Source organism: Sanguibacter sp. Z41_6, from assembly GCF_059621145.1.
The window spans coordinates 1-25,858 of sequence record NZ_JCAQIF010000005.1 but is presented as its reverse complement, the minus strand read 5'-3'; the positions used below and the strand labels follow the sequence as shown (position 1 = coordinate 25,858).

At 71.4% G+C, this 25,858-nt stretch carries 16 protein-coding genes; 10 read left to right on the top strand and 6 right to left on the bottom strand.

Features of this window, described 5'->3' with window-relative positions:
- Positions 1–20 precede the first annotated feature (20 nt).
- Positions 21–953 carry a co-chaperone YbbN gene (locus AC54T1_RS11980; protein ID WP_496912087.1) on the top strand — a complete coding sequence of 311 codons (933 nt, stop codon included), beginning with the start codon at positions 21–23 and terminating at the stop codon, positions 951–953.
- Between the two features lie 108 nt (positions 954–1,061).
- Here the strand turns inward: AC54T1_RS11980 and glgB are convergent, their stop codons facing one another.
- The 4 genes from glgB to AC54T1_RS11960 form a co-directional block, all read right to left on the bottom strand.
- The gene (gene glgB / locus AC54T1_RS11975) at positions 1,062–3,383 is read right to left on the bottom strand and encodes a 1,4-alpha-glucan branching protein GlgB (RefSeq protein ID WP_496912086.1); all 2,322 of its coding nucleotides are present in this window, start codon (positions 3,381–3,383) and stop codon (positions 1,062–1,064) included.
- Positions 3,384–3,443: 60 nt separating this feature from the next.
- Positions 3,444–4,892 carry a maltokinase N-terminal cap-like domain-containing protein gene (locus AC54T1_RS11970; RefSeq protein ID WP_484346038.1) on the bottom strand — a complete coding sequence of 483 codons (1,449 nt, stop codon included), beginning with the start codon at positions 4,890–4,892 and terminating at the stop codon, positions 3,444–3,446.
- Between the two features lie 75 nt (positions 4,893–4,967).
- Positions 4,968–6,785 carry a maltose alpha-D-glucosyltransferase gene (gene treS, locus AC54T1_RS11965; protein WP_496912085.1) on the bottom strand — a complete coding sequence of 606 codons (1,818 nt, stop codon included), beginning with the start codon at positions 6,783–6,785 and terminating at the stop codon, positions 4,968–4,970.
- Positions 6,782–8,764 carry an alpha-1,4-glucan--maltose-1-phosphate maltosyltransferase gene (locus AC54T1_RS11960; RefSeq protein WP_496912160.1) on the bottom strand — a complete coding sequence of 661 codons (1,983 nt, stop codon included), beginning with the start codon at positions 8,762–8,764 and terminating at the stop codon, positions 6,782–6,784. Before AC54T1_RS11960 ends, treS begins: the two co-directional genes overlap by 4 nt.
- A gap of 7 nt (positions 8,765–8,771) precedes the next feature.
- Here AC54T1_RS11960 and AC54T1_RS11955 point away from each other — a divergent pair, with 7 nt between their 5' ends.
- A complete protein-coding gene (locus AC54T1_RS11955; RefSeq protein WP_496912164.1) occupies positions 8,772–9,137 on the top strand; it encodes a hypothetical protein in 366 nt (121 codons plus the stop codon).
- 107 nt (positions 9,138–9,244) lie between these two features.
- A complete protein-coding gene (gene glgP / locus AC54T1_RS11950) occupies positions 9,245–11,812 on the top strand; it encodes an alpha-glucan family phosphorylase (protein ID WP_484346040.1) in 2,568 nt (855 codons plus the stop codon).
- A 138-nt stretch (positions 11,813–11,950) separates the two neighbouring features.
- On the opposite strand, the gene glgX is transcribed toward glgP, so the two are convergent.
- Positions 11,951–14,236 (bottom strand): glycogen debranching protein GlgX, encoded by a 2,286-nt coding sequence (glgX, locus tag AC54T1_RS11945; protein WP_496912084.1) that lies wholly within the window; start codon positions 14,234–14,236, stop codon positions 11,951–11,953.
- A gap of 115 nt (positions 14,237–14,351) precedes the next feature.
- On the opposite strand from glgX, the gene AC54T1_RS11940 reads away from it, so the two are divergent.
- From AC54T1_RS11940 to AC54T1_RS11915, 6 genes are all read left to right on the top strand, one after another.
- Positions 14,352–15,158, top strand: a complete 807-nt coding sequence (locus AC54T1_RS11940; protein WP_496912083.1) for an electron transfer flavoprotein subunit beta/FixA family protein — start codon at positions 14,352–14,354, stop codon at positions 15,156–15,158.
- Between the two features lie 21 nt (positions 15,159–15,179).
- Entirely contained in the window at positions 15,180–16,187 is a 1,008-nt protein-coding gene (locus tag AC54T1_RS11935) for an electron transfer flavoprotein subunit alpha/FixB family protein (RefSeq protein ID WP_496912082.1), read from the top strand.
- Positions 16,188–16,224: 37 nt separating this feature from the next.
- Positions 16,225–17,472 (top strand): cysteine desulfurase family protein, encoded by a 1,248-nt coding sequence (locus tag AC54T1_RS11930; protein WP_496912081.1) that lies wholly within the window; start codon positions 16,225–16,227, stop codon positions 17,470–17,472.
- Positions 17,469–18,611, top strand: a complete 1,143-nt coding sequence (gene mnmA / locus AC54T1_RS11925; protein WP_484346045.1) for a tRNA 2-thiouridine(34) synthase MnmA — start codon at positions 17,469–17,471, stop codon at positions 18,609–18,611. Before AC54T1_RS11930 ends, mnmA begins: the two co-directional genes overlap by 4 nt.
- A complete protein-coding gene (locus tag AC54T1_RS11920; RefSeq protein ID WP_496912080.1) occupies positions 18,608–19,672 on the top strand; it encodes a uroporphyrinogen decarboxylase/cobalamine-independent methonine synthase family protein in 1,065 nt (354 codons plus the stop codon). The genes mnmA and AC54T1_RS11920 overlap by 4 nt, the downstream gene beginning before the upstream one ends.
- A gap of 103 nt (positions 19,673–19,775) precedes the next feature.
- Positions 19,776–21,134 (top strand): MFS transporter, encoded by a 1,359-nt coding sequence (locus AC54T1_RS11915; protein WP_484346047.1) that lies wholly within the window; start codon positions 19,776–19,778, stop codon positions 21,132–21,134.
- A gap of 7 nt (positions 21,135–21,141) precedes the next feature.
- On the opposite strand, the gene AC54T1_RS11910 is transcribed toward AC54T1_RS11915, so the two are convergent.
- Positions 21,142–23,283, bottom strand: coding sequence for a prolyl oligopeptidase family serine peptidase (locus tag AC54T1_RS11910; protein WP_496912079.1), 2,142 nt, complete (start codon positions 23,281–23,283; stop codon positions 21,142–21,144).
- A gap of 107 nt (positions 23,284–23,390) precedes the next feature.
- On the opposite strand from AC54T1_RS11910, the gene ligA reads away from it, so the two are divergent.
- Positions 23,391–25,754, top strand: coding sequence for an NAD-dependent DNA ligase LigA (gene ligA / locus AC54T1_RS11905; protein ID WP_496912078.1), 2,364 nt, complete (start codon positions 23,391–23,393; stop codon positions 25,752–25,754).
- Positions 25,755–25,858 lie beyond the last annotated feature (104 nt).

Genomic DNA, 25,858 nt, shown 5'->3' with positions numbered 1-25,858 from the left:
ATCCACGGAAAGTAGGAACAATGAGTCTTCCAGGAGCCCCCGGCGGCCAGTTCGACGTGCGCGGCGCGGTGGACCTGTCATCGCTCGGCCGGCCCACCGCTCCGCCGCCCGGGGCTCCCGGTGGCGCGCCGGCAGCGGGCGGGTTCGTCGTCGACGTCACCGACGAGACGTTCCCGTCGCTCGTCCAGCAGTCGGCGAAGGTTCCGGTCGTCGCGCTCCTGTGGTTGCCGACGGACGCCGACAACGCCCGCCTCGCGACGGACCTCGCCGCTCTGGCGGAGGACTTCGCCGGACGGTTCCTCCTCGCACGCATCGACGTGACCGCGTACCCGCAGATCGCCCAGGCCTTCCAGCTCCAGGCGTTCCCGACGGTCGTCGCGATCCTCGCCCAGCAGCCGATGCCGTTGTTCCAGGGCACGGCTGAACGCGACCAGATCCGGGCAGTCCTCGACCAGGTGCTCGAGGCCGCCCAGGCGAACGGCATCACCGGTGTCCTCGCGGCGGGTCCCGGCGAGGCCGACGCCCTGCCCGAAGCGGAGCCCGAGCTCCCGCCGCTCCACCAGGCTGCGTACGACGCGATCGAGGCCGACGACCTCGACACGGCAGCCGCAGCGTACGAGCAGGCACTGAAGGAGGACCCGCGGGACCACCTCGCGACCGCCGGTCTCGCACAGGTGCGGTTGCTCCAGCGCACCCGGGACGCGGACCTCGCGGCCGTGCGCAAGGCCGCCGCCGAGGCCCCGACCGACGTGGAGGCGCAGCTCGCGGTCGCTGACCTCGACCTGCTCGGCGGCAAGGTCGAGGACGCACTGAGCAGACTGATCGAGCTCGTGCCTGATGCCCCCGACCGGGAGGTCCTGCGCCGCAGGCTCGTCGAGTACTTCGACCTGCTCGGCCCACAGGACCCGCGGGTCGGTCCCGCACGCCGGGCGCTGACGAACGCGCTCTACTGAGGGAGGCCGTCGACAGCGACGGTCGCCTGCCTGGACACGACGACGGCGTCCCTCCGAGGAGGGACGCCGTCGTCGTGCTCAGGGGCCCGTCGAGAACGGGCGCGGCTGTCAGTCCGTGCCGGTGAGGTCAGGAGCGGCGCTGGCTCCTGCTGCGGCACGGTCCGCGACACCGACCACGCCACGATCGTTCTCCGGCGTCGTCTCCGGGGTCGTCTCCGTCACCTCGGGTGTGAGGAACACGGCGCCCAGCGGCGGGACCCGCAGCGCGGCGGAGTACGGCCGGCCACAGGCCGGGACCGGCTCGGACACGACGGCACCGAGGTTGCCGACGCCCGAGCCGCCGTACTCGTGCGCGTCCGTGTTGAGCACCTCGCGCCACACCCCGCCCGCCGGGAGGGCGACACGGTAGCCCTCGTGCGGTGAGCCCGCGAAGTTCACGACGACGGCCATGACCCGGCCCTCCGCGTCCTTGCGCAGGAACGACAGGACGTTGTGGTCGGCATCGTTGGCGTCGAGCCACTCGAACCCGGCCGGGTCGTGATCGAGCGCCCAGAGCTCCGGGTGCTCGCGGTAGACCGTGTTGAGGTCGCGCACCATGCGCTGGACGCCGGAGTGCTCAGGGGTGTCCAGCAGGCCCCAGTCGAGGCTGCGCGCCTCGGCCCACTCGGAACGCTGCGCGAACTCGTTGCCCATGAACGACAGCTTCTTGCCCGGGTGCGCCCACTGGTAGGCGAAGAGGACGCGGACGCCTGCTCGCTGCTGCCAGTCGTCTCCCGGCATCTTGCCGATGAGCGAACCCTTGCCGTGGACGACCTCGTCGTGACTGATCGGGAGGACAAACTGTTCGGAGTACGCGTACACCATCGAGAACGTCACCTCGTGGTGGTGGTAGCGACGATTGATCGGCTCAACCGCGAGGTAGCGCAGGGTGTCGTTCATCCACCCCATGTTCCACTTGAGGCCGAACCCGAGACCGCCCGCGTTCGTCGGGCGGGTGACACCCGGCCACGCCGTCGACTCCTCGGCGATGATCATGGCGCCAGGACTGCGGCGGTACGCCGTGGCGTTGGTCTCCTGGAGCAGTGCGATCGCCTCGAGGTTCTCGCGCCCGCCGTGGACGTTGGGCCGCCACTGGCCGGGGTTGCGGGAGTAGTCGAGGTAGAGCATCGACGCGACGGCGTCCACCCGCAGGGCGTCGACGTGGAACTCCTCGAGCCAGTACGTGGCGTTGGCGACGAGGAAGTTCCGGACCTCCGCGCGGCCGAAGTTGAACACGTAGGTGCCCCAGTCCTGCTGCTCGCCCAGCAGGGGGTCGGGGTGCTCGTAGAGGGGCGTCCCGTCGAAGCGTGCGAGCGCCCACTGGTCCTTGGGGAAGTGGGCGGGGACCCAGTCGACGATGACACCGATGCCGGCGCGGTGGAGGGTGTCGATGAGATGACGCAGGTCGTCGGGGTGGCCGAACCGCGAGGTGGGTGCGTAGTAGGACGTGACCTGGTACCCCCACGACCCGCCGAAGGGGTGCTCCGCGACCGGCATGAGCTCGACGTGGGTGAAGCCCATCTCGAGCACGTACGCGGTGAGCTGCTCGGCGAGATCGCGGTAGGACAGCCCCTGCCGCCACGAGCCCAGGTGCACCTCGTAGATGCTCATCGCCTGGTTGTGGGGGTCGGTCGCTGCGCGCCGGGCGATCCACTCGTCGTCCTGCCACGTGTAGTCCGAGCGGACGACGACGGAGGCGGTCGCCGGTGGCACCTCGGTGCCCTTGGCGAGCGGGTCGGCCTTCTGGTGCCACGAACCGTCGGGACCGAGGATCTCGAACTTGTACCGTGTCCCCTCGACGAGGCCGGGCACGAAGAGCTCCCAGACGCCCGTCGAGCCCAGGACGCGCATCGCGTGCGACGCACCGTTCCAGAAGTTGAAGTCGCCGAGCAGCCGCACCGCCCGCGCATTGGGTGCCCACACGGCGAACGCCGTGCCGTGGACCTCGCCCATGGCGCTCGGATACGTCTTGACGTTGGCGCCCAGAACCGTCCAGAGCTCCTCGTGCCGACCCTCGCGGATGAGGTGCTGGTCCATCTCCCCGACGGTCGGCAGGAAGCGGTAGGGGTCGTCCACGACGCTGCTCTCGTCCCCGTACCGGACACCGATGCGGTAGTCGGGGACGCTGCCGTCCGGGGCGGGAAGGACAGCGACCCAGACACCGTCCTGCTCGTGCGTCGCGGGGTACTCGCCGGTGAGCGTGACGATCGACACCTCGTCCGCGAGGGGGCGCAGGGCCCGGACCGTGACCGAGACGCCGTCCTCCCCGAGGTGGGCTCCGAGGATGGCGTGCGGGTCGTAGAAGGTTCCACGCGCGATGGCGGCGAGGTCGTCGCTGGGGACGGGGAGCGGGGACAGCGGCCCCGTCCGGTGAGTTGTCGGTTCGATCATGGCCCTACCCTTCCACGCGCCGCGGGGGCGTGCACGCGCGAACCGCGGTGTCCTGCCTGGTCACGCGGCCACGACCCGGTCGAGGATCCGATCGATCGCTGCAAGCGGGATCGAGATCCAGTCGGGTCGGTTGCGCTCCTCGTACACGACCTCGTAGAGCGCCTTGTCGAGCTCGAAGGCGTCCCGGATGAGCACACGGTCCGCCAGCGACGGGGGCCGGCCGAACCCGAGGGCGCCGGGGACGGAGAGGTACCCGGTGTACCCCTCGAGGAAGGCGCGGCGGGCCGACCGTGCCCATTCCGACGACCCGGCGCCACCGACGGCGGCGGCGTAGTCGAACGACCGGAGCATCCCGGCGACGTCGCGCTCGCCGAGGTCCGGCCGCGTGCGCTCGCCCATCGGTCGCAGGGGCTCGCCCTCGAAGTCGAGGATCCGCCACCCCTTCTGCGGGCTGTACAGCGCCTGCCCGAGGTGCAGGTCACCGTGGATGCGCTGGACGGGAGGGAGCGGGCGTCCCTGGGCGAGCGCCTCGTCGGCGACCTCCCGGAGCCGCTGGAGGAAGGTCTCGATGTCTGCTGCGCGCTCGCGGACGGCGGCGCTCGACGCCGCTGCCGAACGCACCCGCCGGCGGAGGGCGTTGAGGAGCCATTCGGGGTCCGCGGGCTCCACCTCGTCCGGGAACGCCCGGCGCAGCGCACTGTGCATCTGCGCGACCTGCGTCCCGAGCTCCCGGGCAGGGCTGTTGAACGGGCGGTCGTCGGCAGCGAACTCGCAGGCGAGGACGAAGCCGTCCGTCGCCTGCGGGACGAGCTCGGCGAGGACACCGGCGTGCGCGCGCCACGGCGCGGGCCGGGTGCCCCCGTCGGCGTGCTCGGCGGACCCGGGCGCGTCGGGGGCCACGACGACCTCCTGCCACGCGTACGGCTCCGGGACCCCGTGCCATCCCACGCGGGTGAGGGCGAGCGGCACCGTGATGTCCGGGTTGTCGCCCGGCGAGAGCGACCGCAGGACCTTGAGCATCGACCCTCCGGCGATCCGCGGGAGGAGGACCGAGCTGTTGGACTGCTCGACCTTGAGGACGTGGGCGCCGGAGAAGTCGTAGGGACGCTCGACGGGCGCCGTCCCGTCGGCCCACACGGCCGAGTCCAACCATGCTCCCCAGAAGGCGGGGTGCTGCACGCCGTCGAAAAGGTCACCACCAGGGACGGTGGCGATGTACCCGGGCGCCCGCGCGGAGTCGGGACGCTCGAGCACGACGCTCTCCGAGCGTCGCTCGAGCACGACCGGGACCTGCAGGGTCACGTCGATCCCGCCCGCCGGGTCCTGGGCGCGGACGATCTCGACGAACACCTCCACGGTCCCGGCGGACCCCGTCGGAGCGGGCAGCGGGATGCGCGTCGTCGAGGTCACCCGCGCCTGCGCGCCCTTCGCCGGGTACCACCGGCGACCCGGCAACCACTCGCGCAGCGCACCGAGGACACCGTCGTCAGCGCCCTCAGCCGTCGTCACCAGACCTTGTTCACCCTCACGCGCCAACACCGCCACACCCCGTCCATGCGTCGAGCGGGTGCCTGATTGCTCCCGTCACTCGGAATCCGATGGTCCATCGCCCGCGGCCGGTGTGCCGGCCGGGGTGACGCTGAGCCAGTAGAAGTCCCGCGAGCCCAATGTCATCACGAGATCCCCGCTGCCGCTCACCGTGCCGAGGTCGGACCCGCCGAAGACATCCGTGAGCGCCGCGCCCTCGAGTCCTGGCAGGCGCACCCGCACCGAGCGTGCCGTGGCTGCGAGGTTCGTGACACACAGCAGCGTCTCGTCAGCGCTCACCCGGAGGAATGCGAGCACGGCCTCGTTGTCCGCCGCCAGGGGCACGAAGGACCCCGTGCCGAAGGCCGGGTGCTGACGGCGGACCTTGAGCATGCCGTGCACCCAGTGCAGCAAGGAGGTGGGCTGGGCCCACTGAGCCTCGACGTTGACGGTCTGGTAGTTGTGCACGAGCGACTGGATCACCGGCAGGTAGAGCTTGCCGTGGTCCGCGGTGGAGAAGCCGGAGTTGCGGTCCGGGGTCCACTGCATCGGGGTTCGCACGGCATCGCGGTCGGGCAGCCAGATGTTGTCACCCATACCGATCTCGTCCCCGTAGTACAGGCACGGGCTCCCCGGCAGGGACAGCAGCAGAGCGTGCGCGAGCTCGATCTCCTTGCGGGAGTTGTCGAGCAGCGGCGCCAACCGTCGACGGATCCCGATGTTCGCCCGCATGCGCGGATCGGGGGCGTACCACCCGTACATCGAGGCGCGCTCCTCCGTCGAGACCATCTCGAGCGTGAGCTCGTCGTGGTTGCGCAGGAAGGTGCCCCACTGGGCGCCGGCCGGGATGGCCGGGGTGTCCGCGAGGATGTCGACGATCTGCTTGGCGCGCTGGTCCTTGATCGCGTAGAAGATCCGGGGCATCACGGGGAAGTGGAAGCACATGTGGCACTCCGGCTCCTCCTCGGTGCCGTAGTACTGCACGACCTCCTCGGGCCACTGGTTCGCCTCGGCGAGCATGATCCGCCCGGGGAACTCCGTGTCGATCATCTTGCGGAGGTCCCGGAGGAACGTGTGGGTCTCCGGCAGGTTCTCGCAGTTGGTGCCCTCGGACTCGAAGAGGTACGGCACCGCATCGAGCCGGAACCCGTCGACACCGACCTGGCACCAGAACCGCGCGACGTCCATCATCGCCTCGACGACCCGTGGGTTCTCGAAGTTGAGGTCGGGCTGGTGGGAGAAGAACCGGTGCCAGAAGTACTGCCGGCGGACGGGGTCGAACGTCCAGTTCGAGGTCTCCGTGTCGACGAAGATGATGCGGGCGTCGGGGTACCTCGTGTTGTCGTCGCTCCACACGTAGTAGTCGCCGTAGGGGCCCTCAGGGTCCGAGCGGGAGGACTGGAACCACGGGTGCTCGTCGCTCGTGTGGTTCATGACGAGGTCGATGACCACGCGGATCCCTCGGGCGTGGGCCTCCTCGATGAGCTCGGTGAAGTCGCTGATCGCCCCGTACTGGGGGGAGATGGCCGTGTAGTCCGCGACGTCGTACCCCCCGTCGCGCAGCGGTGAGGGGAAGAACGGGGGGAGCCACAGGCAGTCGATGCCCAGCCACTGGAGGTAGTCCAGTCGCTGGATGAGCCCGCGGATGTCACCGGAGCCCGCGCCGGTCGAGTCCGAGAACGCGCGGATGATCACCTCGTAGAAGACGGCGGTCTTGAACCACTCGGGGTCGTCGGAGAGCCCTCGCGCGCGGAGGTGGACCTCGTCGGGGTGATCGCTCGTCCCACCTCCGGGCGCGGTGGGCTGGTGCTTCTGCGGAAGGGCTCCGAGGGGGATCGGTGCGGTGGGCGGGGGGGTGGAGCGGCGGGTCGTCAAAGAGGCCTCACGTGGATGATGTGCGCGCAGTTGGCGTACGGGTCGAGCTGGACGAATGCCTGAGCACCCCAAGCGTAGGTGGCTCCGGTGAGCAGGTCGCGCGCACCGAAGACGGTGTCCTGCGAATCGCTCCGCGCGGGGAGTCCGAGCGCCTCGAGGTCGAAGGAGACGAATCCGGCGCGCGTGGCGTGGGGATCGAGGTTCACCACGGTGATGACGGTGTCCGCCTCGCCTGTGGGCGAGTGCTCGGCGCTCAGGTGCGACGAGAAGGCGAGGATCGAGTCGTCGGTCGTGGGATGCACGGTGAGGTTGCGCAGCTGTCGCAGGCTGGGGTGCTCGCGCCGGATCTCGTTGAGCCGCGTGAGCAGGGTCGAGATGCCGATCTCGGGTGCGAGCGACCAGTCACGCTGCTTGAACTCGTACTTCTCGTTGTCGATCTGCTCCTCGACGCCGGGCCGCGGCACACGCTCCGCGAGCTCGTACCCGGAGTAGATCCCCCACGTGGGTGACCCGGTGGCCGCGAGCACGGCGCGGATCGCGAAGGCAGCGACGCCCCCGTGCTGGAGGTACGGCGGGAGGATGTCGTGGGTGGTCGGCCAGAAGCTCGGGCGCATGTACGACCCGGACGGGCCGGACACCTCGGTGAGGTACTCCTCGAGCTCTTCCTTCGTGTTGCGCCACGTGAAGTACGTGTAGGACTGGTGGAACCCGATCTTGGCGAGGGTGTGCATCATCGCGGGGCGGGTGAACGCCTCGGACAGGAACACGACGTCCGGGTTGGTCGAGCGGATCTCACCCAGGAGCCGCTCCCAGAACCACAAGGGCTTGGTGTGCGGGTTGTCGACCCGGAACGCGGTGACGCCGTGGTCCATCCACACGGTGAGCACCCGCAGGATCTCCTGGTAGATCCCCTCGGGGTCGTTGTCGAAGTTCAGGGGGTAGATGTCCTGGTACTTCTTCGGCGGGTTCTCGGCGTAGGCGATCGTCCCGTCGATCCGGGTGGTGAACCACTCCGGGTGCTCGGTGACCCACGGGTGGTCGGGGGAGCACTGGAGCGCCACGTCGAGCGCGACCTCCATCCCGAGCTCGCGGGACCGGGCCACGAAGCGGTCGAACTCCTCGAACGTGCCCAGCTCCGGGTGGATGGCGTCGTGCCCACCCTCGGCGGAGCCGATCCCGTAGGGCGACCCCGGGTCGCCCTCGACCGTGGTGAGGGTGTTGTTGCGGCCCTTGCGGTTCGTCGTGCCGATGGGGTGGATCGGGGTGAGGTAGACGACGTCGAAGCCCATGGCGGCGATCGCCGGGAGTCGCTCGGCGGCGGTCTCGAAGGTGCCTGAGACCCATCGCTGGGTGAGCTCGTCGTACCGCGCGCCCTCGGAACGGGGGAAGAACTCGTACCAGGCCCCTGCGAGGGCGAGGGGCCGGTCGACGACGAGCGGGTAGGACTCCGACGCGGAGACCATGTCCCGCAGCGGGTTGCGTGCGAGCACCTCGTGGACCTCGGGCGACGTGGCGACGGCGAGGCGTGCCGTGGGCGGGCGGGAGGTGTCCTCGAGCGCCGTGACGACGGACAGCAGGGCCGCGGCGTCAGCAGGCGCGATGTCTGGCCGCGCGGCGGCCCGCGCGAAGAGCGCGGCGCCCTCCGCGAGCATGAGGTCGACGTCGATGCCCGCGAGGATCTTGATCGTCGCGTCGTGCTCCCAGGTCCCGTACGGGTCCGACCAGCCCTCGACGCGCAGGGACCACCGTCCCGGGGCGTCCGGGACGAGCTCGCCGCGGTACCGGTCGAGACCGGGGGCGATGTCGACCATCCGGACGGTGCGCTCGGTGCCGTCCGGCGCGACGAGCACCGCGGTCGCGCCCACGGCGTCGTGGCCCTCGCGGAACACCGTGGCCTCGACGGGCACGACCTCGCCCACGGCGGCCTTGGCCGGCCACCGGCCGGCGTCCACCACGGGAGCGACGTCGAGGACCGGGATGCGCCCGATGAGCTCGACCGGTGCGCTGGCGGTGGAGCGGGTGGGTGCGGTGCGCGAGGCCAGCGTCTTCTTCGCCGCCGCGGTGACCTTCGCTTTTGCTTTTGCCGTCGCGGTCGCGGGCGACGACGACGATGCAGCCGCCGTCGTCGTCCTCGTCTTCGCCCTCGCGGTCGTCGCGCCTGCCGCGGCCGCCGTCGTGGTCCGCGCTCGCCGTGTGCGCGGTGCAGGCGCCGCGGGTTCCACCTGCTCGACAGCGGTCATGGGCTCCGGCGGCGTCCCTGTGCTGCTCGTGGCGGCTGCGGGTCGGCTGGCGGAGACGGGGGCGGGGGCCGGCGTGGCCGGCGTCTTCCCGGAAGTCTTCGGGGAGGGTTGAGTGGTCACATGCCCGAACCTACAGACTCGGCGCGCGCGCGGACACTCGAAGAACGACTTCGTCCGAAAAGGGTGTGCTGACGGTCGATCCTGACTAGTGTCGGTCGAGTGAAAGCCATTCGTAGATTCACCGTCCGCACCGTTCTCCCCGCCGTCCTCCAGGACCTTGACGAGCTCGCGCACAACCTGCGCTGGTCGTGGCACCCGTCCACCAGGGACCTGTTCGAGAGCCTCGACCCCATCCTGTGGCGGGAGGTGAAGGAGGACCCGGTCGCGCTCCTCGGTGCGCTGTCCCCGGACAAGCTCGCCGTCCTCGCGTCGGACGCGAACCTCGTGGAGCGGGTCCGGACCGAGACGGCGGACCTGCGCGAGTACCTCACCGCGCCGCGCTGGTACCAGGGCGAGGGTGAGGACCTCCCGCAGGCGATCGCCTACTTCTCTCCGGAGTTCGGCATCACGAAGGTCCTGCCGCAGTACTCCGGCGGACTCGGCATCCTCGCCGGCGACCACCTCAAGAGCGCCTCGGACCTCGGCGTGCCGATCACCGGCGTCGGTCTGCTCTACGGCGCCGGCTACTTCGTCCAGTCGTTGACCGCCGACGGGTGGCAGGTCGAGGAGTACCCCCTGCTCGACCCGGACGGCCTGCCGATCACGCTCCTGCGTGAGGACGACGGTCTACCCGCGAAGGTGAGCATCGCTCTGCCTGGCGGCCGCACCCTCCACGCGCACGTCTGGGTCGCCGCCGTCGGCCGCGTCCCGCTGCTCCTCCTCGACTCCAACATCCCCGAGAACGACGAGCAGGCGCGCAAGGTCACGGACCGTCTCTACGGTGGCGGTGGCGAGCACCGTCTGCAGCAGGAGCTGCTGCTCGGCGTGGGCGGTGTCCGGGCGCTGCGCCTGTGGTCGCGCCTGACCGGAGCCCCCGAGCCGGAGGTCTACCACACCAACGAGGGGCACGCCGGGTTCCTCGGCGTGGAGCGGATCGCTGAGCTCGTCAACACGCACGGGCTCACCTACGACGAGGCGCTCGAGGCGGTCCGGTCAGCGACCGTCTTCACGACGCACACGCCCGTCCCGGCTGGTATCGACCGGTTCGGCATCGACACCATCAGCCAGTACTTCGGCGGGGCCAACGAGATCCCCGGCGTCCCGCTGGAGCGAATCCTGCGGCTCGGTGCGGAGGACTACGCGGGCGGCGACCCGACGGTCTTCAACATGGCGGTCATGGGGCTGCGCCTGGGTGGCCGTGCGAACGGCGTCTCCATCCTCCACGGCGAGGTCTCCCGGGGGATGTTCAACGGCCTGTGGCACGGGTTCGACCCGACGGAGGTGCCGATCACCTCGGTGACCAACGGCGTCCACGCACCGACGTGGGTGGACCGACGTCTGAGCGAGCTCGCCGCGGCGCGGTTGGACCAGTCCGAGCTGGAGTCGGGTGCAGGGTGGCTGCGGAGCGACGCCATCAGTGACGCCGAGCTGTGGCGGGTGCGTCGTGACCTGCGCTCGCAGACCGTCGACGACGCCCGGGTCCGCCTGCGCAAGTCGTGGCGCAAGCGCGGCGCGAGCCCGGCGGAGCTCGGCTGGATCGACGAGGCGTTGTCGCCCGACGTCCTGACCATCGGGTTCGCACGTCGGGTGCCGACGTACAAGCGGCTCACCCTCATGCTCCGCGACCCCGACCGGCTCCGCGCGCTGCTCCTGCACCCCGAACGGCCGGTCCAGCTGATCATCGCCGGCAAGTCCCACCCCGCGGACGACCAGGGCAAGCGGCTCATCCAACAGCTCGTCCGGTTCACCGACGACCCTGCTGTGCGCCACCGCATCGTCTTCCTCCCGAACTACGACATCGGGATGGCGCAGACGCTCTACCCGGGATGCGACGTGTGGCTCAACAACCCGCTGCGTCCTCTGGAGGCCTGCGGGACGTCGGGCATGAAGGCCGCGCTCAACGGCGGGCTCAACCTCTCCATCCTCGACGGATGGTGGGACGAGTGGTTCGACGGTGAGAACGGGTGGGCCATCCCGACGGCCGACGGGGTCGAGGACGCCGACCGTCGCGACGACCTCGAGGCCGCTGCGCTCTACGACCTCATCGAGTCGCAGGTCGCTGCCCGGTTCTACGACCGCGGAGCGGACGGTGTGCCGCAGCACTGGATGCAGCAGGTGCGGCACACGCTCGCGACACTGGGCCCGAAGGTCCAGGCGACGCGCATGGTCGCGGACTACGTCACCCGCCTGTACGCCCCCGCGGCGTGGGCCGGGCGTGCCCTGCACGGTCAGGGATACGCGGGTGCGAAGGACCTGGCGCGCTGGAAGGAGACGGTACGTGCCGACTGGAGCGGCGTCCGGGTCGACCACGTCGAGTCGGCGGGCCTGGGCGAGGCGCCGCAGGTCGGTGACCGTCTCGCGGTGCGCGCGTACGTCTCCCTGGGCGCGCTGCGCCCCGAGGACGTCGAGGTCCAGGTCGTCCACGGCAAGGTCTCCGAGAGCGACGAGATGTCGTCGTTCGTCACGGAGCCGCTCCACGTCCTCGAGACGTACGAGGACGGGCGGTACGCGTTCGGCGGTGACGTCGTCCTCGACGCGTCGGGTCCCTTCGGCTACACGGTCCGTATCGTGCCCAAGCACGACGGTCTGGCGAACGTCGCCGAGCTGGGTCTCGTCGCCAACGCCTGACCGACAGGCTGCCCTCCGCTGAGCGGGGGACGCGCCCGCAGAGAGCACGACGCCGGGCCGGGGAGCATCGCTCCCGGCCCGGCGTCGTGCTGTGCGGATCGTCACCAGCGGATCGTCACCAGCGGATCGCGCCGGCTGTCAGCCCTCGGCGCGGATCTCGTGGGCGACGTACACGTGCAGGCTCAGCGGTTCGAGCCGCACCTCGGTGCCCGCAGCCAGGGCCGCGTCCGGCTCGTCGCCCGTCCCGGAGCGCTCCGCCGGGTTCTCCCAGCCGCTGTCCCACACGAGCGACCAGTCGCGGTCGCTGTTGCCACGCCCGGCCACGGAGACCGTCACGGGGTCGAGCGTCCCGTTGACGACGAGCAGGACGTGCGGCTCGCTCTCTCCGACGCGCGGCGCGGGCCGGCCCCGGCGGAGCATCTGCACGACCCGCACGTGCGGGTCGTGCCACTGCTCGTGACTCACGGGCTCACCCGCGGCGTCGTACCACGCGAGGTCCGGTTGCGTGGGCTCGTCCTGCGGCCGCGGGTGACCCAGGAAGAAGTCCTCGACGCGCAGCGCCGGGTGCTCGCGCCGCAGCGCGAGGAGGTACCGGGTGGTCTCGAGGAGGTCCTTGCGCCACGGGGAGAGGTCCCAGTTCACCCAGGACAGCTCGTTGTCCTGGCAGTAGGCGTTGTTGTTGCCGCGCTGGGTGCGTCCCATCTCGTCCCCGGCCGTGATCATCGGGGTGCCGGCCGACAGCAGGAGCATGGCCATGAGGTTGCGGACGGACCTGCGTCTGAGCGGAGCGATCTCCATCCCCGCCGTGCCGGTGGCCACCGGTCCCTCGAGCCCGTGGTTCCACGAGCGGTTGTCGTCGCTGCCGTCCCGCCCGTTCTCGCCGTTCGCGAGGTTGTGCTTGTGGTCGTACGCGACGAGGTCCGCCATCGTGAAGCCGTCGTGCGCGGTCACGTAGTTGACGGACGCCACCGGCCCGCGCACGAGGGGCGGGTCGCTGTGCCCGAAGAGGTCGGCGGACCCGGCGAGGCGGGTGGCGAGCTCGCGGATCCCGTGACCCGGGCGGCCGTGGGCTGCCTGGGCAGGGTCGGACAGCCAGAAGGAGCGCACCGCGTTGCGGAACCGGTCGTTCCACTCAGCCATGGGCGCAGGGAAGTGTCCGGTCTGCCAGCCACCGAGGCCGATGTCCCACGGCTCCGCGACGAGCTTGAGCTGGTTGATCACCGGGTCCGTCTGCAGTGCGACGAGGAAGGGGTGGTTCGAGGTGAATCCTGAGCTGTCCCGCCCGAGGGTCACGGCGAGGTCGAACCGGAACCCGTCGACACCGACCTCCTCGGCCCAGTACCGCAGGGAGTCGAGCGCCATCTGCACGACGCGCGGCTTGCGGAAGTCGAGCGAGTTGCCGCAGCCGGTGACGTCGGCGAGGTGCAGCGGGGAGCCGCCGTCGTGCAGGTAGTACGCGGAGTTGTCGAGGCCCCGCCAGCTGAGGTGCTGGCCCGGCTCGCCGCCCTCGCACGTGTGGTTGTAGACGACGTCGAGCAGCACCTCGATGCCGGCCTCGTGGAGGAGGTGCACCATGCCGCGCACCTCGTCGAGCACGGCAGCCGGCCCGGCGTCACGTGACTGCTTCGTGGCGTACGCCTCGTGCGGCGCGAAGAACCCGAGGGTGTTGTACCCCCAGTAGTTGGTCAGGCCCTTCGCGACGAGGTGCGGCTCGTCGACGAACGCGTGGATCGGCAGGAGCTCGAGGGTCGTGATGCCGAGCGTGGTGAGGTGCGCGATCGTCGCGGGATGTGCCATCCCGGCGTACGTCCCGCGCAGGTGCTCGGGCACGGCCTCGAGGGTCCGGGTGAGCCCGCGGACGTGCGCCTCGTAGACGACCGTGTCCCGCCACGGGACGTGGGGGCGCCGCACGGGCGGGTGGTGGTCCCGCGGACCGACGACGACGGAGTGGGGCACGTGTGCGAGCGAGTCGCGATCGTCGGCGGGACCGAACGGGTCCCCGGTGACGGTTCCGGGGAGCGCTCCGGGCTCGGTGACGTGACCGTAGCTCACGGGGCCGAAGTCCAGCTGGCCCGTGATGCCTCGTGCGTAGGGGTCGACGAGCAGCTTCGCGGGGTTGTGCCGCATCCCGGCCGCGGGGTCCCAGGGGCCGTACGTGCGGAACCCGTACCGCTGGCCCTCGCGGACGCCCGGGACGTACCCGTGCCAGACGCCGTAGCTATGCTCGACGAGGGAGACCCTGCGCTCGGTGAAGCGCGGACCGTCGGGGGCGGCGCTCGGCTCGACGGGGTCGATGAGGCACAGGTCGACGCCGGTCGCGTGGGAGGCGAGCACAGCCACGCGCACGCCGGACGCGTCTGGGTGGACGCCGAGGGGCGGGACGGCTCCGTGTGTGGACCGGGGGGCCGGGTGGTGGTGGTTCATGGAGTTTTCTCACGCCGATCGTGGGTCGAAGGTGCAGGCGGGACGCTTCGTCTCGCCGCATCGGCAGCGCTGTAGGCTGCATGCGGATTGTCGCGATGGAAAGAGAGCCGTGGTCATGAGGATCGTCGTCCCAGTCAAGCATGTCCCAGATATCCACTCGGATCGACGGTTCTCCGACGCGGGGACGGTGGTGCGGAGCGCGGAGGACGGGACCCTCAACGAGCTCGACGAGAACGCGCTCGAGGCTGCGCTCCAGCTCGTCGAGGCGCTCGACGAGGACGAGCGGGCCGACAGCGAGGTGATCGCGCTGACGGTCGGCACGGCGCAGTCCGACGCCGCGATCCGCAAGGCCTTCCAGCTCGGTGTGCCCACGGGCATCCGGGTGACGGACCCCGCCATCGAGGGGTCCGACGTGTTCGGGACGGCGCGTGTCATCGCCGCAGCGATCCGGACGATCGGCAGGGAGAAGCCCGTCGACCTCGTCATCACCGGCATGGCTGCCCTCGACGGCCTCGGATCCGTGGTGCCTGCGCTGCTCTCCGCGGAGCTCGGTCTTCCACAGCTCACGCTCGCCGGTCGACTGTCCGTGGAGCACGGCCAGGTCGAGATCTCCCGGGAGCTCGACGGTGTGACGGAGGTCCTCACGGCGCCGCTGCCCGCGGTCGTCAGCGTCACCGATCACGTCAACACCCCGCGGTACCCCAACTTCAAGCTCATCATGGCGGCTCGCACCACTCCCATCACGGAGTGGGACCTTGCAGCCGTCGGGCTCGATGCGGCGTCGGTCGGGACCCCGGCCGCCCGCGCTCGCGTCGTCTCCAGCGTTCCGCGCCCGCCTCGCAATCCTGTCGAGCTGGTGACGGACAAGGGCGAGGGCGGCCTGGCGCTCGCCGAGTACCTCGTCCGCAACGATCTCGTCTGACCCGTGAGGAACGCACCGACCATGACACACCCCACCGGCACCCGACCTGGCGTGCTCGTCCTCCTGGACACCCCCGCGCAGGGGTTGCGCTCACCAGCGCTCGAGCTGCTCACCGCAGCACGTGAGCTCGGCGAGACGACGGCGGTCGCGCTCGTCGAGCCGTCCGACCGGACGCTCGAGGAGCTGGCCGCGTACGGCGTCTCGCGGTTGCTCGTCGCCGACCTCGTGGGAGTCGCCGAGGGCAGCGAGCACCTCACGCCGGTGGCGGCCGAGGCTCTGGTAGCGGCTGTCGGAGCGAGCTCGCCGGCCGTCGTGCTGCTCTCCTCGTCCTTCCAGAACAGGGAGGTCGCGGCTCGTCTCGCCCTGACGACCGGGGCCGGCCTCGTGCTCGACGTGACCTCGGTCGGGCGTGACGAGGGCCGCTACGTGGGCAGCAAGCGTGTCTTCGCCGGCTCGTGGGACGTCGTGTGCGAGGTCGTCACACCGCTCGCGGTCTTCACGGTCCGCGCCAACGCGGTCGTCGCGGCCCCGTCGGACGCCTCCAGCGAGGTCCAGGTCGAGCGCTTCGTCGTGGAGCCGACGCCAGCAGCGACCGCCGCCGTGCTCGTGTCCCGCACCGAGCACGAGCCCGCCGGTGCCGGCCACGGTCGCCCCGCTCTCGCCGAGGCCGCGTACGTCGTCGCCGGCGGACGCGGGACGCTCGGCGACTTCGGGCCCGTGGAGGACCTCGCGGACGCCCTCGGTGCCGCTGTGGGAGCGACCCGCGACGCTGTCGACGAGGGGTGGATCGACCACGACGCGCAGATCGGCCAGACCGGCGTGACGATCGCGCCGCGCGTCTACATCGGTGCGGGCATCTCCGGCGCACCGCACCACCGCGGCGGCATGCAGGCGTCCGGCGTGATCATCGCCGTGAACAACGACCCGGACTCCCCGATCTTCGAGATCGCGGACTTCGGGGTCGTGGGCGACCTCGCCGACGTGCTGCCGCAGGCCGCCGAGGCGATCCGGGAGCACAAGAAGAGCTGAGCGTCCCCGACGGGAGCGGCTCGTAGACTTGTGCACCGTGAGCCCTTCCCGTGACGCCTACCTCGACCACGCCGCGACCACGCCGATGTCTGCGGCGGCCGTCGCCGCGTTGACCGAGCAGCTGCAGTCGACCGGCAACGCGTCGTCGCTGCACGCCGCGGGGCGAGCGGCTCGCCGCGTGGTGGAGGAGTCCCGGGAGCAGGTCGCGGCAGCGCTCGGGGCGCGCCCCAGCGAGGTGATCTTCACCGGTGGGGGGACCGAGGCGGACAACCTCGCGGTCAAGGGGCTGTTCTGGTCACGCCGCGTCGCCCGGCCGGAGCGGCGGCGCATCCTCGTCTCGGCCGTCGAGCACCATGCCGTGCTCGACCCCGCGTTCTGGATGGCCGAGCATGCCGGAGCGGAGATCGTCCTTCTCGACGTGGATGCCGAAGGTCGTCTCGACGTCGCTGCGCTGCGCGCCGAGCTCGCTGAGCACGCCGACGAGACCGCCCTCATCAGCGTCATGTGGGCGAACAACGAGGTCGGGACCGTGCAGCCGGTCGCCGAGGTCGTTGCCGCGGCGCGCGAGCACGGCATCCCCGTGCACAGCGACGCCGTACAGGCGGCGGGGCACCTGCCCGTCGACTTCGGGGCGAGCGGTCTGGACGCGATGACGGTCACCGCGCACAAGCTCGGGGGACCGGTGGGGGTCGGCGCGCTCCTCGCCCGCCGCGCCCTCGACCTCACGCCCGTCCTCCATGGAGGTGGCCAGGAGCGGGCCGTGCGTTCCGGCACCCTGGACGCTGCCGCGATCCGCGCGTTCGCGGTCGCTCTCACCGAGGCGACGAGCACCGTGCAGGCCCGGCAGGAGCGGCTCGCAGCCCTGCGGGACCGGCTCGTCAAGGGTGTGCTGGCGACGGTACCCGGAGCCACGCTCCGCGGCCCGGCCCTCGGCACGGCCGGTCGTCTCCCGAGCAACGCCCACTTCACCTTCGCCGGCTGCGAGGGGGACTCCCTGCTGTACCTGCTCGACTCTGCGGGGGTCCAGGTCTCCACGGGGTCCGCGTGCCAGGCGGGCGTGCCCCAGCCCTCGCACGTCCTGCTCGCGATGGGTGTGCAGGAGGAGGATGCGCGCGGCGCTCTGCGGTTCTCGCTGGGGCACACCTCGACGGACGCGGACGTCGACCTCCTCCTCGAGGTCCTGCCCGACGTCGTCGCTCGCGCGCGGGCAGCCGGCCTTGCGTCCGCGCGGGCCGTCGTCGGCCGTCCCCGCACCTCGGGGAACCGCGCGGAGGCTGGAGCATGAGGGTCCTGGCAGCGATGTCCGGCGGGGTGGACTCCGCGGTGGCCGCCGCGCTCGCGGTCGAGGCCGGGCACGACGTCGTCGGCGTCCACATGGCCCTGTCCCGCAACCGCAACCAGTTCCGGACGGGCTCCCGGGGGTGCTGCTCCATCGAGGACGCCGGCGACGCCCGACGCGCAGCGGACATCCTCGGCATCCCCTACTACGTGTGGGACCTGTCGGAGAGGTTCGAGGACACGGTGGTCGCGGACTTCTTGTCCGAGTACGCAGCCGGGCGCACGCCCAACCCGTGCGTGCGGTGTAACGAGCACATCAAGTTCGATGCCCTGCTCGACAAGGCGCAGGCCCTGGGGTTCGACGCGGTGGCGACCGGCCACTACGCGCGTGCCGTCGATCGACTGCTCCCGGACGGCACGTCCGTCAGGGAGCTCCACCGGTCGCCGAACGTGACGAAGGACCAGTCGTACGTGCTGGCCGTGATGGGGCCCGACCGCCTCTCGCGGGCGATCTTCCCGCTGGGCGGCTTCGCCACGAAGGACGAGGTCCGCGCGGAGGCCGCGGCACGGGGGCTGAGCGTGTCCGCGAAGCCGGACTCCTACGACATCTGCTTCGTCGCGGACGGCGACACGCAGGGGTACCTCCGAGAGCGGCTGGGCTCGCAGCCCGGTCCGATCGTCGATGCTGACGGCGCAGTCCTGGGGGAGCACGACGGCGCGTACGCGTACACCGTGGGACAGCGCAAGGGACTGGCGCTCGGCCGCCCGGCCGCGGACGGCCGGCCGCGCTACGTGCTCGACGTGCAGCCGGCGACGCGGACCGTCGTCGTCGGACCGGCGGAGCTCCTCACGGTGGACCGCATCGTGGGCGACCAGACCGTGTGGCTCGCCGCCGATGTCGTGCCCGGGCCGGGCGGGTGGCTGGACGTCGAGGTCCAGGTGCGGGCCCACGGAGACCCGGTGCCCGCACGTGCGCGCACCGTTGCGGGTGACCCCGGTCAGGCGCCGGGGATGGAGGTCGAGCTCGTCGGGGCCACCCTGCGGGGGGTCGCTGCCGGGCAGTCGCTCGTCGTCTACGCAGGCACCCGGGTGCTCGGTCAGTCGACCGTCGTCTCGGCGACGCGGGCCCGGGTGCGCGCCTCGTGACCGGAGTGAGCGGCCGTGGCCCGTGGCCCGGCACCGACGTCCTCGAAGCCCAGACGAGCGTGCTCGGGACCCTCGCGGACACTCCCTACGGTGTGCAGGGCGTGCCCTTCCTCCCGGTCCTGGCAGCCAGGGGTCCGGGAGCGGACCCGGTGGGTCGGAGCAACGCGCTGCTCGTGGACATGCCGGTCGAGCTCGGCCCGCACGGGTGGCGGCTCAGCGACGCACCCGGCATGGACCTCGATCGCGCGCGAGCGTTCCTCAGGGAGGACCTCGACACCCTCGCGGTCGCCGGGTACGGCTACCGCGGCCCGCTCACCGTCCAGGTCACCGGGCCGTGGACCCTCGCGGCGACCCTCTACCTCGCGCGGGGTGACCGCGTGCTCTCCGACCGCGGGGCGGTCCGTGAGCTCGGGCTGTCGCTCGCGGCGGGGGTCGCGGAACATCTCGCGGCCCTGCGCTCCCAGGTCCCGGGCGCGGAGGTGACCGTGCAGGTGGTCGAGACGCTGCTCGGTCAGGTCGCGGCCGGTGTCCTGCCCACCTTCTCCGGGTACTCGAGGCTCCGTGCGGTCGCGGGACCGGAGCTCGTCGAATGCCTTCGTCCTTTCCTCGACACCCTCCGGGGGGCTGGTGCGGCGAGCGTCGTGCACCTCGGTTCGGCCTGGGTCGGTATCGAGGCAGCCGTCCTCTCGGGCGCTGATGCGGTGGGGATGAGCCTCGCACCCGTGTCGGCCGGGTGGAACGAGCGCGGCTGGGAGAGCGTGGCGCGCGCCGTCGAGGGCGGTACGGGTTTCTGGGCGGGTCTCCCGCGTCCCACCGTGTCGCAGTGTGCCGGGGCTGACATCGGCAGCCTCGTCGACGTCGTCCGCGTCCCGTGGCTGCGGATGGGGCTCCCCGCCTCGGGGCTCGACGGCGTCGTGCTCGTCGGGTCCGACGACGTGGCTGCAGCGGCGGGATCCCTCACCCGGGGACCGGTCGGCGCCGGCAGCGCGCAGGATGCGCGGGGCGAGCTGAGCTCGCTCGTCCGGGCCGGCGCGATGCTCGCGGAGCACGCCGCGAGCTAGCGATGAGGGCAGGGCCAGCTGACGGCGCACGCGGGGCGACGGACGGGGCGCACGCGGCGCGACCGACCGAGCGCTCCGGGTGCCGCCCGACTACCATCCCTGGGTGCCCCGACTGCTCGCTGACACCACACCTCTGCGCGTCTCCCCGCCGTTCCGCCACCTGTGGTGGGGCCTGGGGGTGTCGAACTTCGGCACCCAGCTCACGGTCGTCGCGGTCGGTCTCCAGGTCTACGCGCTCACGGGGTCCACCCTCGCGGTGGGTGTGCTGGGCATCTGTGCTCTCGTCCCGCTCGTCGTGCTCGGCCTCTACGGCGGGGCCCTGGTGGACGCCTACGACCGGCGCCGCGTCGCGCTCGGGGCATCGACGGTGCTCTGGCTCACGACCATCGTGCTCGCGGCCCAGGCATGGGCCGGCGTGGAGTCTGTCGGGGTCCTCTACGGGCTGGTGGCCCTGCAGTCAGCCGGGTTCGCCGTGAACAACCCGGCGCGCTCCGCGATCATCCCGCGGTTGCTGGATGCCCGGCACCTGCCAGCGGCGAACGCACTCATGACGATCACGTGGAACGTGGCTCTCACCGCAGGACCGCTCGCGGCTGCGTTGCTCGTCGCCACCTGGGACTACGCGGTGGTGTACACGATCGACGCCGTCTGCTTCACCGCAGCCCTCTGGGCGATCCTGCGGTTGCCGGACATGCCTCCCGAGCGCGCCCCGGTCCGGGCCGGACGCGGCGCCGGCGGTACCGCGGCGCACGGCGACGACGCCGGGGTGGACGCCGGTGCCGCTCCGTCCGGCGGACGCCGCGTCGGGCTGGAGGCGGTGCTGGAGGGCCTGCGCTACCTGGCGACGCGACCGAACGTCCGGATGACGTTCCTCCTCGACCTCGCGGCGATGATCCTCGCGATGCCACGCGTGCTGTTCCCTGCGGTGGGGGTGGTCATCATCGGTGGTGGTGAGACGACCACGGGGATGCTCACGGCGGCGCTCGCCGTCGGCGGTCTCCTGGCGGGGCTCTTCTCGGGCGGACTCACGCGCGTCCACCGGCAGGGCCTCGTCGTCGTGTGGGCGATCGTGGCGTGGGGACTGGCGGTGGCCGGGTTCGGGGCTGTCCTGGTCCTGGCAGGACGCACCTCCCCCGACTCGGTGCTCGTCGGCGCGCTCGTCGCAGCGGCGGTCATGCTCGCCCTGTGCGGTGCCGCGGACGCAGTCAGTGCCGTCTTCCGTCAGACCATCCTGCAGGCGGCGACCCCGGACGCGATGCGGGGCAGGCTCCAGGGCATCTTCATCGTCGTCGTCGCGGGCGGCCCACGCCTGGGGGACCTCGTCCTCGGGGCGCAGTCCTCGTGGTGGGGTGAGGGCTGGGCCGCCGTCGTGGGTGGGCTGGCCTGCATCGTCGTCGTGGTCGCGCTCGTCCGCCTCCAACCGCGGTTCCTCGCGTACGACGCCCGAGATCCCCAGCCCTGACGGCCTGTCAGGCGAGCCGCTCACGCAGGAAGCGATACGCGAGGGCGGACATGTACGCGGCCTGTGCGTTGTTCGCCGCTCCGCCGTGGCCTCCCTCGATGTTCTCGTAGTACGTGACGTCCTTGCCGGTCGCGAGCAGGTGCGCGGCCATCTTCCTCGCGTGACCGGGGTGCACCCTGTCGTCGCGGGTCGATGTCGTGAGCAGCACCGGCGGGTATGCCCGACGCGCATCGACGAGGTGGTACGGCGAGAACGTGCGGATGAACGCCCACTGGTCAGGGTCGTCCGGATCGCCGTACTCGGCCATCCACGACGCGCCGGCGAGCAGGTGGGAGTAGCGCGCCATGTCGAGGAGCGGGACCTGGATGACGACGGCACCGAAGAGCTCTGGGTACTGGGTGAGCATGTTCCCGGTGAGGAGGCCGCCGTTGGAGCCACCCTGCACGCCGAGGTGGGCGGGCGACGTCACGCCGCGAGCGACGAGGTCGCGTGCGACGGAGGCGAAGTCCTCGTACGCACGGTGCCGGTTCTCCTTGAGCGCGAGCTGGTGCCAGCGCGGCCCGTACTCGCCTCCGCCCCGGATGTTGGCGACGACGTAGACCCCACCGTCCGCGAGCCACGCGCGCCCGAGGGTGCCCGAGTACCCGGGCGTCAACGAGATCTCGAACCCGCCGTACCCGTAGAGCAGCGTCGGGGCGGAGCCGTCGAGCGGGAGGTCCGCCGGGCGCACGACGAAGTACGGGACCCTGGTGCCGTCGTCGGACGTGGCGAAGTGCTGCTCGACGACGAGGCCTGACGCGTCGAAGAAGGCGGGCGAGGTCTTGAGGGGCTCGGGGTCCTCGCCGACCGTCACGAAGGAGAGGGTCGTGGGCGTGAGGTAACCGGTGGAGACGAGCCACAGGTCGTCGCTCTCGTCGCGCTCGACCGCGGACACCGAGACCGCGGCAAGCTCGGGTGCACCGCGCAGGGGTTCGCGCTGCCACTCCCCGGTCGCGCCTCCTGCTGGCGGGGTGAGGACGACCAGCCGGTTCTGCACGTCGTCGAGGATGTTGAGCACGAGGTGGTTCCGGGTCCACGTCGCGCCGGCGAGCGAGGTCGTCGCGGTGGGGACGAAGACCGGTTCCAGCGTGGCGTCCCCCGCGAGGAACGCGTCGAACCGCGCGGCGAGCAGCGACCCGGGTGCATACGCGCGGCCAGCGGTCTCCCACTCCTCACGGAGCTCGATCAGCATCCACTCGCGGTGCACGGTGACCTCTGCGGACCGCGGGACCTCGACGCGCACGAGGTCCTCACCGTCGACGAGGAACAGCTCGGAGTCGTAGAACGCGACAGACCGTTCGACGAAGTCACGGACGAACCCGGGGGTGTGGCTCCGGTAGGCGTGGATGTACATGTCGTCGGGCTCGCCCTCGTAGACGAGCTCGGCCGACTCGAGCGGCGTGCCCCTGCGCCACCGCCGTACGGTCCGCGGATAACCGGACGGGGTGAGCGACCCCGGGCCGACGTCCGTGTAGGCGTACACGGTGTCGTCGTCGATCCACGAGAGACCACCCTTCGACTCCGGCCGGTAGAACCCGCCGCGCTCCGGCGGGACGAGCTCGAGGGTCTCGAGGTCGAGCTCGCGCGTCACGTCGGCGTCCGAGCCGCCGCGCGAGAGGTCGACGAGGGCCCGCCGGCGTTCGGGCGGGAGCACGCTCGCACCGTGCCACACCCAGCTCTCGCCCTCCGCCTCGGCGAGGGCGTCAAGATCGAGCACCGTCTCCCACCGTGGGTCCTCGGACCGGTAGTCCGCGGGCGTCGTACGACGCCACAGCCCGCGAGGGTGGTCCGCGTCCTTCCAGAAGTTGTAGTAGAAGTCACCGATCTTCGAGACTCCGGGAATCTTCTCCGCCGAGTCGAGGACCTCGGCGATCGCGTCGCGGGTGCGTGCGAACGCTGGCGTCGCCGCGAGCGAGCCGTCGGTCTCCGCGTTGCGTGCGCGCACCCAGGCGAGCGCCTCGTCGCCGTCGACGTCCTCGAGCCACAGGTACGGGTCCGCGCCACCGGGTCCGGAAGGTCCGGGAAGGCCCTCGACGGACTGCGGCTGCGCGTTCTGCGGCGCCGTGGCGCCGTGGTGGTCGGAGAGGGGGATGTCGTGCTCGGTGCTCATGGCGCCCACCCTACGAGGTGGGACCGACGCCCGGTCGCTCCGGTCGATGGGGACGGGGCGCGCGGGAGTCGGGCATCCTGCCCAGAGCCGGTACCGGGGCGCGCGATGTGGGCGCCCCACGCGATGATGTACCGGTGAGCGACATGACACAGGACGCCGATCGGATCTCGTCGACCATCCCGCCCGGGGATGCCCCCCAGACCGACTTGGAGGCCTCACCCGGGCTGAGCGACGCCCGCTCGCGGTGGAAGGACCTCGCCGAGCAGATCGAGGCCCACCAGTTCGCGTACTACGTACGGGACGCCCCGACGGTGTCCGACGCCGAGTACGACGCGCTGCTGCAGGCGCTCGCGGCGCTCGAGGCCGAGCACCCGGACCTGCGCGTGCCCGACTCACCGACCCAGCGGGTCGGTGGGACCTTCTCGACGGAGTTCACCGCCGTCGACCACATCGAGCGCATGCTCAGCCTCGACAACGCGTTCAACACCGAGGACCTCGCTGCATGGGCGGAGCGGGTGCACCGGGAGATCGGCACGACGGACGTGCACTACCTCTGCGAGGTGAAGATCGACGGCCTCGCCATCTCGCTCGTCTACGAGGACGGACGTCTCGTGCGCGCGGTCACCCGGGGGGACGGCCGCACGGGGGAGGACGTGACCCTCAACGCCCGCACCATCGAGAGCATCCCGCAGCGGCTCGGGGGAGACCCCGCGACGCACCCCGCGCTCATCGAGATCCGCGGCGAGGTGTTCATGCTCGTCGACCAGTTCGCCGCTCTCAACGAGGCCCAGGTCGCCGCCGGGCGAGCGCCGTTTGCGAACCCCCGCAACGCTGCCGCCGGATCCCTGCGGCAGAAGGACCCACGCGTCACGGCCGCGCGGCCGCTGCGGATGTATGCGCACGGGGTCGGCGCGCTGCGCTGGAGCCAGCCGCAGCCCCCGGCCCTGGTGCGCCAGTCCGACGCCTACGAGCTCTTCGCCTCGTGGGGTATCCCCGTGTCCGGGCACACGAGGGTCGTCGACGGACTCGACGGCGCGCAGGCGATGATCGACCACTACGGCGCGCACCGCCACGAGATCGAGCACGAGCTCGACGGCATCGTGCTCAAGGTCGACGAGATCGCGCTGCAACGGCGCCTCGGCAGCACGAGCCGCGCCCCCAGGTGGGCCATCGCGTACAAGTACCCGCCGGAGGAGGTCAACACCAAGCTCCTCGACATCCAGGTGAACGTCGGCCGCACCGGTCGGGTGACGCCGTTCGGGCTCATGGAGCCGGTGCTCGTCTCAGGCTCCACCGTGGAGATGGCGACGTTGCACAACGCGAGCGAGGTCGCGCGCAAGGGCGTGCTCATCGGGGACACGGTCGTGCTGCGCAAGGCGGGTGACGTCATCCCGGAGATCGTCGGGCCGGTGGTCGAGCTGCGGGACGGGTCGGAGCGCCCCTTCGTCATGCCGACGCACTGCCCCTCCTGCGGCACGCCGCTCGCGCCGGCGAAGGAGGCGGACGTCGACATCCGTTGCCCCAACCAGCGGTCGTGCCCGTCCCAGCTGCGGGAGCGGATCTTCCACCTCGCCGGCAGGGGTGCGTTCGACATCGAGGCTCTCGGTTGGGAAGCGGCGATCGCGCTCGTCGACCCGGAGCACAACCGGCCGGAGACCGCCGAGGAGCCGCGCCAGGTCCCGGTGCTCGAGAACGAGGCGGGGTTCTTCGACCTCACGGCCGACGATCTGGCGGACGTCCACGTGTGGCGTGAGAAGAAGGACAAGGGTGTGCCGACGGGCACGTGGCAGCGTGTCCCGTTCTTCTGGACGCGGGGTACGGCCAAGACGCCGTCCAAGCCGACGGCATCGACCGTGAAGTTCTTCGAGCAGCGGGACAAGTCGAAGACACAGCCGCTGTGGCGCGTCCTCGTCGCGCTGTCGATCCGCCACGTGGGGCCGACAGCGGCCCGGGCGCTCGCAGGCGCCTTCGGGTCGCTGGACAGGATCCGGGGAGCGAGCGAGGAGGAGCTCGCAGCTACCGAAGGTGTCGGCCCGACGATCGCCGGAGCCGTGCGAGAGTGGTTCGCCGAGTCGGGCGACAGCGGGAGGAACTGGCACCTCGATGTCGTCGAGCGGTGGGCGGCTGCAGGCGTCCGGATGCAGGACGAGGTCGACGAGACGGTCGAGCGCACCCTCGAGGGCCTCACGGTCGTCGTCACCGGGTCGCTCGACGGGCTCAGTCGCGACGGCGCGAAGGAGGCGATCATCGCGCGTGGAGGAAAGTCGTCGGGGTCGGTCTCGAAGAAGACGAGCTTCGTCGTCGTCGGTGAGAACGCCGGCACGAAGGAGACGAAAGCCCGCGAGCTCGGGTTGCGGATCCTCGACGAGGCCCAGTTCACCGTGCTGCTGGAGCACGGGCCGCAGGCGCTCGCCGACGAGCCGCCAGCGGACGGCGCCGAGCTCGGCGCCGCCTCTGTCGCGCACCCGTGACGGGGGTCACCGGACCCGGACTTGCTCATCGCGTTCATGTCGACGTAATGTTCTGGACGTCAGCCCGACTGGGAGGAACAGACACCACTGCGAAGCTCGTTACG